Annotated in this window: 13 protein-coding genes and 1 tRNA gene; 7 read left to right on the top strand and 7 right to left on the bottom strand. The window is 34.3% G+C overall.

Annotated features, from left to right (window positions below; genetic code table 11):
* The 4 genes from WFZ86_RS02935 to WFZ86_RS02920 all read right to left on the bottom strand — a co-directional run bounded on the left by WFZ86_RS02935 (position 1) and on the right by WFZ86_RS02920 (position 4,766).
* Positions 1–1,005: a cbb3-type cytochrome c oxidase subunit II gene (locus tag WFZ86_RS02935; protein ID WP_342690534.1), complete on the bottom strand. Its 1,005-nt coding sequence runs from the start codon at positions 1,003–1,005 to the stop codon at positions 1–3.
* Positions 1,006–1,032: 27 nt separating this feature from the next.
* On the bottom strand, positions 1,033–2,862 hold the full coding sequence (locus tag WFZ86_RS02930; RefSeq protein WP_425402852.1) for a cbb3-type cytochrome c oxidase subunit I: 1,830 nt from the start codon (positions 2,860–2,862) through the stop codon (positions 1,033–1,035).
* Between the two features lie 496 nt (positions 2,863–3,358).
* Positions 3,359–3,436: transfer RNA gene (locus WFZ86_RS02925), tRNA-Val, on the bottom strand.
* 85 nt (positions 3,437–3,521) lie between these two features.
* A complete protein-coding gene (locus WFZ86_RS02920) occupies positions 3,522–4,766 on the bottom strand; it encodes a bifunctional folylpolyglutamate synthase/dihydrofolate synthase (protein WP_342690533.1) in 1,245 nt (414 codons plus the stop codon).
* Positions 4,767–4,894: 128 nt separating this feature from the next.
* Here WFZ86_RS02920 and WFZ86_RS02915 point away from each other — a divergent pair, with 128 nt between their 5' ends.
* Entirely contained in the window at positions 4,895–5,590 is a 696-nt protein-coding gene (locus WFZ86_RS02915; protein ID WP_315143827.1) for a MotA/TolQ/ExbB proton channel family protein, read from the top strand.
* Positions 5,591–5,592: 2 nt separating this feature from the next.
* Positions 5,593–5,988 carry an ExbD/TolR family protein gene (locus tag WFZ86_RS02910; protein ID WP_298297689.1) on the top strand — a complete coding sequence of 132 codons (396 nt, stop codon included), beginning with the start codon at positions 5,593–5,595 and terminating at the stop codon, positions 5,986–5,988.
* A 293-nt stretch (positions 5,989–6,281) separates the two neighbouring features.
* Here the strand turns inward: WFZ86_RS02910 and WFZ86_RS02905 are convergent, their stop codons facing one another.
* Together WFZ86_RS02905 and WFZ86_RS20390 are read right to left on the bottom strand one after the other, a co-directional pair.
* Positions 6,282–7,175, bottom strand: a complete 894-nt coding sequence (locus WFZ86_RS02905; RefSeq protein WP_342690532.1) for an energy transducer TonB — start codon at positions 7,173–7,175, stop codon at positions 6,282–6,284.
* Between the two features lie 137 nt (positions 7,176–7,312).
* Entirely contained in the window at positions 7,313–7,492 is a 180-nt protein-coding gene (locus tag WFZ86_RS20390; RefSeq protein ID WP_425402853.1) for a transposase, read from the bottom strand.
* Between the two features lie 705 nt (positions 7,493–8,197).
* On the opposite strand from WFZ86_RS20390, the gene WFZ86_RS02900 reads away from it, so the two are divergent.
* The 4 genes from WFZ86_RS02900 to WFZ86_RS02885 all read left to right on the top strand — a co-directional run bounded on the left by WFZ86_RS02900 (position 8,198) and on the right by WFZ86_RS02885 (position 11,721).
* The gene (locus tag WFZ86_RS02900) at positions 8,198–8,584 is read left to right on the top strand and encodes a hypothetical protein (RefSeq protein ID WP_342690531.1); all 387 of its coding nucleotides are present in this window, start codon (positions 8,198–8,200) and stop codon (positions 8,582–8,584) included.
* Positions 8,585–9,670: 1,086 nt separating this feature from the next.
* Positions 9,671–11,194: a vitamin K epoxide reductase family protein gene (locus WFZ86_RS02895; RefSeq protein ID WP_342690530.1), complete on the top strand. Its 1,524-nt coding sequence runs from the start codon at positions 9,671–9,673 to the stop codon at positions 11,192–11,194.
* Between the two features lie 132 nt (positions 11,195–11,326).
* Entirely contained in the window at positions 11,327–11,500 is a 174-nt protein-coding gene (locus WFZ86_RS02890) for a hypothetical protein (RefSeq protein ID WP_342690529.1), read from the top strand.
* A gap of 71 nt (positions 11,501–11,571) precedes the next feature.
* Entirely contained in the window at positions 11,572–11,721 is a 150-nt protein-coding gene (locus WFZ86_RS02885) for a hypothetical protein (protein WP_342690528.1), read from the top strand.
* A 475-nt stretch (positions 11,722–12,196) separates the two neighbouring features.
* Here WFZ86_RS02885 and WFZ86_RS02880 read toward each other — a convergent pair whose 3' ends face one another.
* Entirely contained in the window at positions 12,197–13,423 is a 1,227-nt protein-coding gene (locus tag WFZ86_RS02880) for a Glu/Leu/Phe/Val dehydrogenase dimerization domain-containing protein (protein ID WP_342690527.1), read from the bottom strand.
* A 104-nt stretch (positions 13,424–13,527) separates the two neighbouring features.
* Between WFZ86_RS02880 and WFZ86_RS02875 the strand changes: the two genes are divergently transcribed.
* Positions 13,528–14,121 (top strand): TetR/AcrR family transcriptional regulator, encoded by a 594-nt coding sequence (locus tag WFZ86_RS02875; RefSeq protein ID WP_342690526.1) that lies wholly within the window; start codon positions 13,528–13,530, stop codon positions 14,119–14,121.
* Positions 14,122–14,235 lie beyond the last annotated feature (114 nt).

Raw genomic sequence — 14,235 nt, 5'->3', positions numbered from 1 at the left:
TTATTTTTCAGTTTTAATAATGTCCATTATCTTTTTGACATCTTCGGCAGAAACTTTCTTGGCATTGTTGCCCCAACTTGTTTTTTCGTGGTTCATAATGGCAGCTATTTGTTCTGGAGTAAGATTATTGTTTGTTCCTACGGCTGGCATAACGGCGTATTCTTCTCTTGGATTGTAACCATTCATTATGATACGAACCATCAAATCAATATTGTTATCAAGAACTATTTTACTGCCTTTAAGTGGAGGAAATGCTCCCGATAATCCTTCGCCGTTTGGCTGATGGCAACTCATACAATTTACGCTGTATAATTCTTCGCCATCAGGTAAATCATCTGTCGAACCAGCGACTTTAACTTCTGATGTTTTTTCTTGCTTGTATAAGAATTCCTGTGAAACCGTTCCAGTAGGAAGTTCAACTTGTTTCAATGATTGCAAATAAGCGACTAAATTCAAAGCCTTTTGAGTGGCGACAATTTTTCCTTTCACGCCAATCATATAAGCATCTGGTAAATTCACAATTACATCTTCTTTAGTTGGATTCTCTTTTTCTTCAAAAAGCCAAGCATAAGATGGCATCATTGATGCGCCAACTGCTGCTCTAGGTTGATACAAGTGCAACAAATGCCAATCAAGACTGGGTTGACGATTGCCAATATTGGTTAAATCTGGCCCCGTTCTTTCAGTACCCATTAATGTTGCGGTATTAACCAAAAAACTCATTCGCTCGTTTCGGGCATAATCGGCTGCAATTCCTGGGCGATTTCCCCAAGTTTTATCCATATCTACATTTCGAACTTGTTGTGTATGACAAGCCACGCAACCATTTTCGATATAGGTGTTTTTGCCGTCCAATTCTTCGGGTGTCAATGCTACAGAATTGGGTAATGGTTTGTAATTTTCTTGGTTATTTAATGCTGGAATTATCGCTACAAATACTGTGAGTACTAGAAAAAGCAACAACGCAAGACCATATAATTTTTTGTGATTATTGAAGATTTCCATATCTTGTTTTTATTAGAATACTATTTTTTATGCTATTGGTTCAATTTCTAATGCTGTATTTTTGAACTGTTCTACACCCTTTTTACGAATATTTGTGGCTTCTTTCCCAGCAATCATTTTGTATAAATTATAGGCGAAAACCAAATGCGAAAACCACATCATACTGCCACCAATAGCACGCCAAAGCCAGTAGGGTTTCATCATAACAACACTATCTATAAATGGTTTTGCTTCCATCCACATCAAACCTTTTAGCGTTCCTCCAATCATTAACGGAATAGTGTAAAATAGCATTCCTATAAAAGCCATCCAAAAGTGTAAACCCACGGAAATATGAGATGGTTCTTTTTGCGTAAGTCTTGGTACTACTGCATAAATGGAACCCCAGAGTAAAAAAGCAATAATGCCATACATTGTAATATGAGAGTGTGCCGTTGTAAAATCAGTAAAATGCCAAACTAAATTTGTGTATCTAAAAGCTTCAGCTGTGCCTTGCATTGATCCCGTGAAATAAAATACTATTCCAACCAAATAAAACGGTAGGGTATAACTGTTTTTGATTTTGTACCAACTTCCTTTGAAAGTGTAAAAAAAGTTCGTTGTTCCAGCAAATACTGGAATTAACATTCCGACGCTTCCTACAATTGCAACGGTCTGCAACCACCACGGAATAGCACTAAAAACGAAATGATGCGTTCCGATAACGGTATAGAAAAATATTTGAGCCCAAAAAGCCATAATTCCTAAACTGTAAGAGTAAATAGGTTTGTTGAGTTGTTGAGGTAAAAAATAATAAACCAATCCTAGATTAAAAAGCATAAACCACATTCCAACGCCTTGATGCATATAATATCCTTGCACAATTGTTTCGCCTAGTCCATCTTGCCAAAAAGGCAAATAAGCGACAAGCGAGATAACCAATGTGAAAATTATAGCAGATACGATGTACCAATTCGAAATGTAAATTTCTTTGATCGTTCTGTTTGCAATAGTTTTGATGAAGTTTTGAAGCGTAATTATAAGTCCTATTCCGAACAAAGCCATAACAGGCCATATGTATTCACGGTATTCGCCACCAGCATTATTAACGCCTGCCATCAAACAAAGACTTCCTAATATGACGGTTGCATTGACAAGGTATAAACTCTGCCATCCTTTTTTTAAACTCGCTATTTTAGTATTGCTTACCATTGGAACTATATAATAGCCTAATCCTAGCATTGCTAACGAACTCCATCCCCAAAAAACCGCATTGGTATGCACAGGCCTTAATCTTCCGAAGCTCAACCAACTTTGATGATCTACATCTGGTGCGACAAATTTTATTCCTAAATATTCTCCAACTGTAGTTCCAAATACTAACCAAAATGTGGCAGTTATGAGATACCAAAGTATCAATTTGGATAAATCTGGGTCGATATTGGGTCGTTTAAGTGCTTTTTTTTTAGAAGCAATAAAACCAATATGCGCTTTTTCGTCCACATTTGCAATTAAACCTTTATTGTCTAATGGATTTTCGTTTCCTGATAATTCATTATTTGATAATTTAAAATCAATTGCTTTTTTTCTGGTCTCTAAAACGGTTTCGATTTCTTCACCATCGAGATTAGATAAATACTTTGCAAAACGAGTTTCTTCATCTAATTCTTGATCGGTTACCATTTTGTCTGCTACTTTAGATAATTTTAGAATTAAAATAAATACTCCAATCGTTAATGGAATAATAAGAAGTATAATCATTATGATTATTCCGGGTTGCGAAATCAAATCATCTGATGCAGTTTTAGTTTGTCCAATTGCTTTGCTGCATAAGCCCAGCATAAAAGTAAAAGCGAGTATTAGTTTAGATTTTCTCATAGCGTAAGTATTAATTTCGGGTACAAATATATTATTTAATCTAAAAAAGATAAACTTATCTTAAATAAATTTTATTATTTGTATTTGTCCTAACGAGTAATCCTAAATTTCGGATAGTCAGTTCCAAATAGTTAATTATGATTTCAGGTAATAATAATTTGAGGAGATTGATAAAAGAGGCTTTTATTTTTTAATTTTTAGAAATACAAAAATCTGATTTTTACTATTTCTTCAAAATTTTTTGTTTTGATCCTTAATTCATCTTCGGTTTCTAAAATACTTTCATACAAAAAAAACTCCTTAAGTACCTAAGGAGTTTTTTTGTAGGGGACAGCCACTTCCGATGCTATCGGAATGCTCTGAACCAGCTGAGCTAATCTTTGTTTAAGTTCAAATCTTGAAATTTAATTCTCCTATTCCAAGATTTTATTTGTAATTCTCTTTGATGAAATACAAGAACAAAAAAAAACTCCTTAATTTCTTAAGGAGTTTTTTTTGGTGGGCGATGAGGGGTTCGAACCCCCGACCCCCTCGGTGTAAACGAGGTGCTCTGAACCAGCTGAGCTAATCGCCCTATTTTACTAGGTTGCTATCATTTCGTGATTGCGAGTGCAAATATACAACCCTTTTTGGGATGTGCAAGCAAAAATGAAAAAAAATTACAAAATTTCTGCAACCACAAAAGTACTTCCGCCAACGTAGACAAAGTCTGTAGGAGCTGCGTTTTTCAATGCTGCTTCGTAGGCTTCTGAAACAGAAGAATATACTTGTCCGTTTAAACCAAATAACTGCGCTTCGGATTGTAGTGTCGTAGCTTCTAATCCACGTGGAATATTTGGCTTACAAAAATAATAAATCGCATTTTTTGGAAACAAAGGCAACACTTCTTTCAAATCTTTGTCGTTGACTACTCCCAAAACGAGGTGCAATTGGTCAAATTTCTCTTTTCGAATTTGACGCATCACAATTTCAAGTCCATTTTTGTTGTGGGCGGTGTCAGCAATTACTTTGGGTTGCTCTTTCAACTGTTGCCAACGACCTTGGAATCCTGTGTTTTTTATTACGTTGGCCATTCCCGTTTGGAGTTGTTTTGGCGTAACCGCAAGGGTCTTGTTTTCGTTCAAAACGGCTATGGTCTGCATTACGGTTTTTTTGTTGTGCACTTGGTAATCGCCTAATAAATCGGAGGGATAAGTGCTCGAAATCAAATCCGAGGCCAAATGAATTTCTGCAAAACAACTTTTGGCTTTGCTAATAAAAACAGGTAAGGTTTCTGGAGTGTATTCGCCAATCACTATGGGAATGCTTGGTTTTATGATGCCAGCTTTTTCGCCAGCAATTGCAGCTAGTGTATTTCCTAGAAATTGAGTGTGATCTAATCCTATATTGGTTATGATCGAAACTAATGGCGTAATAATATTGGTAGCATCCAATCGGCCACCCATTCCAACTTCTATGATAGCAATGTCAACTTGCTCTTTTACAAAATAATCAAAAGCCAAACCTACGGTCATTTCGAAGAAACTCATATCTTGTGCTTCAAAAAACGAACGGTGTTGGTTCACAAAATCACAAACAAAGGCCTCTGGAATTTCTTCCCAAGCTTGTTCTGGATTGGCATTCGAAATAATTTTGATACGTTCTCTAAAATCGGTGAGGTGAGGCGAGGTGTACAAGCCAACTTTTAGCCCTGCTTCTTTGAGAACAGAGGCTAGGAGGTGAGAGGTAGAGCCTTTGCCATTAGTTCCTGCCACGTGTATGCATCGTAATTTTTGCTCTGGATGCCCCAAGTATTCAGCTAACAAATGTACGTTGGTCAAATCTTTTTTATAAGCCGATGCGCCTTGTAATTGATACATTGGCAACTGATTGTATAGCCAGTGAAGGGTTTCTTGATAATTCATTTTTTGAGCAAAAAAGAGGGGTTTAAAATAATTTTCATTTTTTTTAGTTTAATACTAGAACGAAAAGTATCTTTAGTGCAAAATTGAAATATTTTTTAGAATTAATTCGTAAAAATCAAGAATAAAATATGTTTACTTTACTCTCTCTGCAAGCCGACTCACTTACTGCTGCGACTTCTACTGCTGTTATTGAAAATGTTGCTCCAAATACTGAAATTTCGGTATTGGAATTTATTTTGAAAGGTGGGTTTTTCTTAATTCCGATTGCCATTTTGTTGCTCTATACGTTTTATGTAATTGCCGAGCGGTATTTGTACATAGACAGAGCCTCAAAAATAGACGATCGTTTGTTGCGCGATGTGGGAGAGCAATTGCAATCCGGAAATATAGAATTGGCTAGAGCTATCGTAGAGCGTTCTACTAATGCTTCGAGTACGATTATAAAAGAGGGAATTCTGGTGATTGGTCGTCCCATCGCAGAGATTGAATCGAATATGGATCGCGCTGCCGATATCGAAATTGGTCAAATGGAGAAGCATTTAGGCCATTTAGGATTAATTGCAGGTATTGCCCCAACACTTGGATTTATCGGAACCATTTCGGGGGTAATCAAGATTTTTTACAGCATTTCAGTTACAGAAAACATCAGTATCGGAAACATTTCTGGTGGATTGTACGAGAAGATGATTAGTAGTGGTGCTGGATTAATTGTTGGAATCATCGCCTACAGTGCCTACCATTTGCTGAACGGAAAGATTGATAATTTTGCGCTAAAAGTGCAAAAACAGATTTTAGAATTCGTTAATATTATTCAAAGAGCATAGTTATGGCGATCAAAAGAAAAAGAAGATTTCATGCCGAAGTAGCGACCTCTTCGCTCAGCGATATTATGTTTTTCTTATTGTTGTTTTTCCTGATCATCTCCACATTGGCCAATCCAAATGTGATCAAAATGACCTTACCCAAAGCCAAGTCCAACGAAAAAACGAATAAGCAATACATTAGCCTTTCGGTTACCGAAGACAAAAAGTTCTATCTCGATAAACAACCCGTTGCATTCGAAGACCTAGAAACCACTTTGATGGGAAAAATTAGTGGAGAAAAAGACCAAACGGTCATCGTCCGAATTCCATTCAACCTTCAAGTGCAAGATTTAGTAGACGTACTTCAAATCGGTGTAAAAAACAACCTAAAGTTTGTCATAGCCACCAGTCCAAAGTAAGCATAATTTGGGCATGACCCCATAAAAGCAAAGGGGCGAATAGCATATGTGTTATTCGCCCCTTTACTTTTCTGCGGTCGGGCTATCCGCGCTACTTCGGTAGCTAGCTCCTATCCCAATTTCATTAAGTTAAGGAATTACTCTTTTTGTTTTCACGCAGGTTTCTGCAGAAAAATGAGTGAAAATCTGATGAATCTGCGTCCTATTTTTTCTTTTTCCCCTTAACTTAATGACATTTGCTCCTATCCCTCACGCATTTTAGCTAGTGGTAAGAGATGCTGTTGTTAAAACAGTTAATTCAAATTGAAATTATAAACAATCTTACCGACTTGTTTCTCTGGTGCGTTGCTGCTAGCATCCCATTTGGTGTTCATTGCTGCAATTTTGGCTTGGTCCAAAAGGCATTTGGCCGTATTGGTGGTTCCTTTGCTTCCTGCAATGGCGCTTATGGTGTTGCCGTTACGGTCTACGGATACTTCTACTACTACTTTGCCTACTTCGTTGCAAGTGTATTTTGGAACAGGTTTTGAGATGGCTCTGCGATTGCCTAGAGAATAGCCTGCTCCACCACCAGAGCCTCCACCGCTTCCTGCTCCATAACCGCTTCCGGTGCCAATGCCATTTCCGGTTCCGTTGCCGCCGCCTGTTCCTCCACCAGAACCTCCGGAGCCATAATAATCTTTGGCGCTTAAGCTTCCGTTAGCTTTTCCTTTATTGCCAGCTACTTTATCGTCGCCATCGCCTCCTTTGTTGGAGCCTTTTAAAATACTTGACAAGGCATCGTTGGTTGTATTAGAAACTTTTGGTTTTTCGACCACGGGTTTTGGGATTTCTTTTAGTGCAGACGTGGTGTTTTTTATTTTCTCTTTTTTAGGGATAACTACGCTTTCCTCTGTTGCGGTTTCTTGCGATAAGATGGCCTCGTCTGGAGTTGCCGGTGTGGGTGTAACTTTGGTTTGGTTTTTTACATCCAAAACCTCGCTTTGGTAATCGGCACCCTGTCCCATTTCGCTATCGCCAAAGTTAACCGTAAGCCCGCCGCCACCTCCGCCAGCAAGTGCTGTAAAGGAATCGGGGTTGTAGGGAGGCCAAAAACGGATAAAAAATAAAATCAACAGCAGTATTCCGTAGAGGACTAGTGAAACGGCTATGGCTTTTTTCTTATCTGAGGTAACTGGGGATTGCATTGTTGCTTTGATTTTTAAAGTATGGGTTAAAAACGCTGAAAAGTACTAAAAATTGTTTGAAGTAAAAAGTAGAAATGTGGTATTCGTGGCAAGATAAAGTTCAACTTTTGAGTTCTTTATTGTATTGGTATTTAACTCTAATACAAATTTATTTTTGTCTTTTTGGGGCTGCTTTTCAAAGCTTTACCTCCACTGATTTTATTGTTTGGTGCCAATCTGAGCCAATTTACAAATTGTTTATCTGTCTTGAATTTAAATATATCAGTACGTATTTCCGCAAGAAAGCTTACAACTGTTCTTGTGCAGACAGATTCTATAGCGAATAGATCTACCCCAAGCAGATTTAGACTATACTTTACTTCCTAAAACTTTCCATGTAGGTTTTCATTAAAACAATCGTCTTTGGTGTGTCTGAATTTCCGCATTTGTTCAATATTTTTATAACTGACCCCAATATTAGAATGCTGATGTTTTTACTATCAAATTTCCAATTCATCCTATCTAGCTCCATAATTAAATCAAGGTTGGTTATAGTAAATCGAATACCAATGTGTTATTTGTTTTAGAGTATGAGTAAAATTTCTTCATGAATCTTTGCGTTCTTCTGTAAGAGCTCTTTTTTTAGCCGTTGTGTCAAATCTAGATACTATCTATCATAATTAATTGTCTCTATTTTGCATAAAGCTGTTATAAATAAAAAAGAGTTTACCCCTTTAAATTGAGTTCTCCTTTTAAATGACCTTGTAAAACCGAAATAAGCTCTGTATCTTTGTACTCAAGATTGGCATTCTTAATTATAAAAATATCTGTTAATAACTTTATAATGTGCTAAATATCAGTTTTTTTTAATGAATTAATTTCTGGTATTTTATTGTTTTTTAGTAATATAAATTTGTCATGTACTAAAGTTTTTAATCTAATTGCAAAGATCAAAGAGTTGTATAGTACGATACATTTTTTTAATATTGTGTAATATATACATTCAAATAAAAAATTTCCTCACATAATTCAAAATTACATATATGAAAAAGCAACTAACACTAACCATATTCCTTTTGCTAGGGGTAATTGGGTATTCTCAATCTCTTGATTGTAGTAAGTTAAAAAATGTTAAGGCGGTAGATCCAGATTATCCAAAAAAGATTTTTGTAATTAACGGTGCAATTCAAGAAAGTTTTGACAATGGAGTGTTGAAGATGGTATGGAGTGTAAAATGGATAACAGATTGTCAATATGAAATAACTTGTACGAAGAAGATCGCTGAAAGTCAAATAGAAGTAGGTGATCGAATAGTAATTGATATTGTAAGTATTGATGGCGACTGCTTTACTCTTAAAAGAACACTTTATTGTAAAAACTTTCCTGAAGGTGATGTTGATAGCGGAAGCACATACTGCATAGCCAAATAGTTTAGAACTTTGGCAACAGGTTTTAGAAAGCAATTTTTACTTATGGCAAGTAGAAATTGCTTTTTTTTTATCTTCAAGTAAAAATTCTTAGTCAAGGCAATGTATTATGGTGGGGTGTCTTGAGGTTTCGATAATTAATTTATCTGTATATAGTTGCGGTTTCATGGTTTGAAATTTTATAGAAACAAATCTTCATGAAGAAATACAATAAAATCACATAAAAAATGTTATAATTTCAAAGGAGAAGTTGTTTTTTGAGCAAATGTAGTTTTTGATTATTAATTTTTTATAGGTTCATCTTTTATGACGTAAAACCTAAATTTATTAGGATCTTGTATGCCCCTTGCTATACTTGAATTTTTATTTTTTTATGAAAACATTAACACATTGGAGTGATATTTAGATAATCTAGCCAATTATATTTACATGTATTTTCTTGTTTTAGTTTTCTTTTTTAGTAAAATTTCATGATACAGTATGGCTAATTCTTTTTTTTAAAATGTCTAAATTGGTGAGAATTTACAGAAATTAGTGAGCATGTGAAGTTGTTTGAATTAAGTGAAAGTAAAGAACAAATCTTTTATAAAAAAGATTTGTTTGGTTCAAGTTTGATACTATTAAAAGCAATCTTGTAATAGTAGATTGAATGTTCAACTGTCTTCAAATGATTGAGTTATTATTCAAATTTTTAAACTAAAGTTGTATTAAAAATCCTTTTAAAATTAAATGGTGCTCAGAAACTGAGTAAAAAATAGCGAAAGAATGTAAATGACGGCTCTATATTAGTAATGATTTGTGTTCCTGAACTTCCATTTGCAGTTAAGTCGATTACGATGGTTGGCGACGATTAGAGTATTACTTTAGGTTTTGTGTTAATTTATAGCAATTTTTTTTAAAGACCCCGTATGGGAGACGCTTTGGTATTTTTTGCTAGTTTTTTTTAAATATTGGAGTATGTTTTTACGAAAGACTGTTTTTTCAAGTCTCAGTATGTTTTATATACAAGATTACTGTTGTGCCAAGGAATCGTAATGTTGAAATAAGTTATATTTTTAAATAAGATTTGCTGTTATAGTAATTAGTTTTATGATTAGATTGATTAATAAATATCTAGATTTAAATTTATACCAAGGTAAAAAAAGTGAATTTGAAGAGCTTTTTCTTTCCCATCCCAATTATCCAAGTGTATTTGCATTAACGGATTCCTTGGACATGTTGTCTATAGAGAATATTGCTGCAAGAGTCCCAAAAGAACAATTTGAAGAATTGCCTGATAGTTTTTTGGCATTCTTTAATAGAGATTTAGTTCTTGTTGTAAAACTTGAAAAAGAAGTAGTTATAGAAAACGAAAAAGGAATTAAATCGAAATTGACTATTGATGATTTTTGTAAAGATTGGGACGGAATTATTATTGTAATAGAGCCCAATCAGATTATATCATCTGAGGTAAAATTTAATGCTAAATGGATATTTTACAGCTTTCCTATCGTTGCTTTAGTAATATTGTCTGTTGCTTATAATAAGTATAGTATAAGTAATTTAATTCTGCTTTTTACTTCATTAGCTGGAATTTTGGTTAGTGTTTTTATAGTTCAAGAAAAGTTTGGATTAAAAAATGAAATAGTTTCAAAATTTTGTAATATCAATTCTAATACTTCCTGTGATTCAGTTATTCAATCTCAAAAAGGAGATATTAATAAATGGATGAGTTTTACAGATTTACCATTACTATTTTTTAGTACTAGTATAATTTCCATTTTATTAAGCCCAGAATATTCGAGTAAAACAATTGGATTACTTAGTTTGTTTTCAATTCCAGTGATACTATATTCTGTATGGCTCCAAAAATTTCAAATCAAAAAATGGTGTGTGCTCTGTTTAGTTGTTTCTGCTATACTTGTTTTGCAAAGTTTGGTGGGCTACTTTTTAGAAGAGTCATTGTTTTCTAATGTGATTCTTTTTGATTTTACGTATTTATTTTCTACAGTTTTCTGCATTTCATTATGGTATATGATAAAACCAGTATTAACTTCTAAGTTTAATATGGAAAGCGAAATAAAAGAATTAAAAAAGTTTAAAAGAAGTTATAGTGTTTTTGATTTTCTTTCAAAAAAAGTCCTTGTAATGGAGGGGTTTTCTAAACTGCAAGGAATACAGTTCGGGAATCCAAAATCGGATACTTCACTTACGATTATCCTTAGTCCAAGTTGTGGGCATTGTCATAAGGCATTCGAAGAGGCTATTGACTTAGTTCATAAATTTCCTGAAAAAGTGTTTCTCAATATTCTGTTTAATATTAACCCAGAAAACAATGAGAATCCTTATAAGGCAGTTGTTGAGAGCTTGCTGGAAATAAACGCTTCTTTTCCGGACAAAATTGAGGAAGCCATTACGGATTGGCATATTCATAAAGTAGGATTAGAATCTTGGTTAAAAAAATGGAAAGTAGCTGTAATCTCAATGAAAGTGAATCAACAATTACAGCAACAATACGATTGGTGTTCAGTAAATGAATTTAATTACACTCCTGTTAAGATTGTAAACGAGAAACTATTTCCAAATGAATATACCATTAGTGAATTAAAGTATTTTTTAAATGATTTTTCTTAGGTGAATGATGCTAAAGAAATTCAACGTTTAGCTCAAATTTAAAATATATAAAGCATTTTTGCAAGGATAGACATAAGCTTCAAGTGTCTCAAAATGATTGAGGTATTAACCGAATTTTTAAAACTTTAAATTATGTTAAAAAACATTTTAAAATTAAAAGGTGCTCAAGAATTAACTAAGAATGAGCAAAAAAGTATCAGTGGAGCTGGTTTATTAACTTGCTTCGGTCACGAAATTGTTATTTGCTGTCCAGATTCAGAAATATGTGCGTGCGCTCCAATAGGAACACCATGTATGTTAAATTAATTAATACTGGATACAAACCCCAAGTGTCTTAAAATGATTGAGGTATTAACTAAATAATAAAAACTATAATTATGTTAAAAAACATTTTAAAATTAAAAGGTGCTCAAGAATTAACTAAGAATGAGCAAAAAAGTATTAATGGAGGTTATTGGTGTTCAAGAGGTTGTTCAGCTGATCAATACTACTCAAATACTCCTTGTAAACCGACACAAGCTTGCTAATTTTTGACGAAAGTAAGAGCAAAGAGTAAAGTGTTTATGTCTAAAAACTAATGTTGTTTGAAAGGTGTTTCTGCTTTATCTTTTCTTTATTTAACCACAAAATTTTAATAGAGAGAAATTTATTTTCTCTCTATTTTTTTATAATTTTTATTGCAAATATTTGTATTAGTTTGCTTTTAAAATAATTGGTTAAGTACATGACAAAAATATAAAAAGATTGTTTTATAAAGACTTATATCCTGTCAAAAGAAATTTTGACAAGTAATCTAATTCATACTTTAATACGGTTACTGCTCTTCTGCCATGTTTTATTATTATTCGAGTATTTTCATCCATATAGTCACTAATTTTATAACACCATACCCAGAATTTGCAATAGATTTTAATGCAGATTCAGGGTTTGAATTGGAAGAAAAAAAAACGGATTATACTATTTATAAATAGTCTAATCCGTGTTGTGAGTAAAAAAATATTATTATGTCAATTCTTTTAATGCTATTTCAAAGGCAGTAGCGCTAATGTTCTTTTTAGAAATGTTTAATTCATGAGTCTTTTCTATAGCATTTTTGATGGTTTCGGAAGTGTCTTGAAAGATAGCTTCGTCGGTCATTTGTACTTTTTTCTCCATAAAATAGGCGAAAACTCTAGCCATTCCACAGTTGGAAATAAAGTCAGGAATCAAGCTAACTTTGTGGTCTACATCTTCCATAATTGGGCCAAAGAAGATTTCTTTGTCGGCAAAAGGAACGTTCGCACCACAAGAGATTACTTCGAGTCCGTTCGCAATCAAACTGTCAATTTGAGATTGGGTAACCAAACGAGAGGCAGCACAAGGCGTGAAAATTTCTGCCCCAATAGTCCATATTTTTTCGTTGATTGCTTCAAATGGAATCATATTTTCGGAAACCAATTTGTTGCCGTCTTTGTTTAGGAATAAAGTTCTGATTTCTTCGAAAGAGAAGCCATTTTCGTTGATTAATCCTCCGTCTCTATCAATGATTCCGACGATTTTAGCTCCCATTTCAGCCAGATAAAAAGCGGCGGCCGAACCTACGTTTCCAAAACCTTGAACGATAGCTTTTTTACCTTTGATATCGCCACCGTAAATGCTGTAATAATGTCCAACTGCTTGCGCGACACCATAACCGGTAATCATATCTGCAACAGTGTATTTCTTAGTTACATCGGGAGAGAATTTAGGATTTTCGATTACTTTGATTACGCCTTGACGCAATTGCCCGATGCGATTGATTTTGTCTGCTTCGGTAGGTTTGAAATGTCCGTTAAACACCCCTTCTTGTGGGTGCCAAACCCCACATTCCTCGGTCATTGGGATAACTTCGTGGATTTCGTCTACATTCAAATCACCACCAGTTCCATAATAACTTTTTAATAAAGGAGAAACTGCCTTGTACCAACGTTGCAAAACGCCTTTTTTTCTTGGGTCGTTAGGGTCAAAGTTGATACCTGATTTGGCACCACCAATTGCTGGTCCTGAAACAGAGAATTTTACTTCCATTGTTTTTGCCAAAGACAAAACCTCGTTCATATCCAATCCTTTTCTCATTCTTGTACCGCCACCAGCAGCACCTCCACGTAAGGAATTAATTACAGTCCATCCTTCGGCCTCGGTTTCAGAATCTTTCCAATTGAAGATGATTTCAGGCTGTTTATTTTCGAATTTCTTTAATAAATCTTTCATTAAAAATGGGTGTTATTTTGTTAAGCAAATTTACTTTTTTCGACATACGAAAAAAAAAATTTGGCATTTTTCGAATTATTTGATACCAATCGGTATCTTTGCATATGAAGTCGTCAGAAATTACCAAAAGCAAGGTGTTACAAGAAGCGATTACTCTTTTTAATACAAAAGGGTATCGGGCTACTTCATTGAGTGACATTACCAATGCCACAGGATTGACGAAAGGTGCCATTTATCGCCATTTTGAAAATAAAGAGCAATTGGAAATCGAAGCGTTTCAAAATATGATGCATTCGATTTTTAATACGTTACAAAAAAGAATCAAAGCAGAAAGCAACACAAGAGATAAGTTGTTCTGTGTTTTGGAGCTATTTCAAGACTACATCAATAATCCTTTTTTTAGTGGTGGTTGTCCTTTACTGAATGTGTCAACAGAGGTTGATGATACCACTATGGTACTTAAAGACAAAGCTTTACAAACTTTAACCGTATTTAGGAATTCTATCGAGACGATTGTTATCAATGGTAAAACACATAAAGAAGTCAATGCTATTGTGAACGAAAAATTGGTAGCAATTGTTATGATTTCTTCGCTTGAAGGTGCTATTATGATGAGCAAGTTACAGGATTCTAATAGTGACATTGAGGCGGTAGTGAAGCATCTAAAAAATTGGATCGTAGCCGATGTATTATTGTAAAAAAATTTACCTAAAACGATACCGATTGGTATCAAAAAATCAAAAATAAGATTAAATTAAAGAAAGTAATTCAGAAAAACATAGGATTTTACTTTAATGTTTTAGCCTATGTTC

The sequence above is a fragment of the Flavobacterium polysaccharolyticum genome, from assembly GCF_038739875.1.
In the GTDB taxonomy this organism is placed as follows: Bacteria; Bacteroidota; Bacteroidia; order Flavobacteriales; family Flavobacteriaceae; genus Flavobacterium; species Flavobacterium polysaccharolyticum.
The sequence above is the reverse complement of the archived record's forward strand: the minus strand, read 5'-3'. Positions and strand labels throughout refer to the sequence as shown.

Excerpts from the sequence above, each read along its gene's own strand:
- WFZ86_RS02935 (WP_342690534.1), bottom strand. The coding sequence starts at position 1,005 with ATGGAAATCTTCAATAATCACAAAAAATTATATGGTCTTGCGTTGTTG.
- WFZ86_RS02930 (WP_425402852.1), bottom strand. The coding sequence starts at position 2,862 with ATGAGAAAATCTAAACTAATACTCGCTTTTACTTTTATGCTGGGCTTA.
- WFZ86_RS02920 (WP_342690533.1), bottom strand. The coding sequence starts at position 4,766 with ATGAATTATCAAGAAACCCTTCACTGGCTATACAATCAGTTGCCAATG.
- WFZ86_RS02915 (WP_315143827.1), top strand. The coding sequence starts at position 4,895 with ATGTTTACTTTACTCTCTCTGCAAGCCGACTCACTTACTGCTGCGACT.
- WFZ86_RS02910 (WP_298297689.1), top strand. The coding sequence starts at position 5,593 with ATGGCGATCAAAAGAAAAAGAAGATTTCATGCCGAAGTAGCGACCTCT.
- WFZ86_RS02905 (WP_342690532.1), bottom strand. The coding sequence starts at position 7,175 with ATGCAATCCCCAGTTACCTCAGATAAGAAAAAAGCCATAGCCGTTTCA.
- WFZ86_RS02900 (WP_342690531.1), top strand. The coding sequence starts at position 8,198 with ATGAAAAAGCAACTAACACTAACCATATTCCTTTTGCTAGGGGTAATT.
- WFZ86_RS02895 (WP_342690530.1), top strand. The coding sequence starts at position 9,671 with ATGATTAGATTGATTAATAAATATCTAGATTTAAATTTATACCAAGGT.
- WFZ86_RS02890 (WP_342690529.1), top strand. The coding sequence starts at position 11,327 with ATGTTAAAAAACATTTTAAAATTAAAAGGTGCTCAAGAATTAACTAAG.
- WFZ86_RS02885 (WP_342690528.1), top strand. The coding sequence starts at position 11,572 with ATGTTAAAAAACATTTTAAAATTAAAAGGTGCTCAAGAATTAACTAAG.
- WFZ86_RS02880 (WP_342690527.1), bottom strand. The coding sequence starts at position 13,423 with ATGAAAGATTTATTAAAGAAATTCGAAAATAAACAGCCTGAAATCATC.
- WFZ86_RS02875 (WP_342690526.1), top strand. The coding sequence starts at position 13,528 with ATGAAGTCGTCAGAAATTACCAAAAGCAAGGTGTTACAAGAAGCGATT.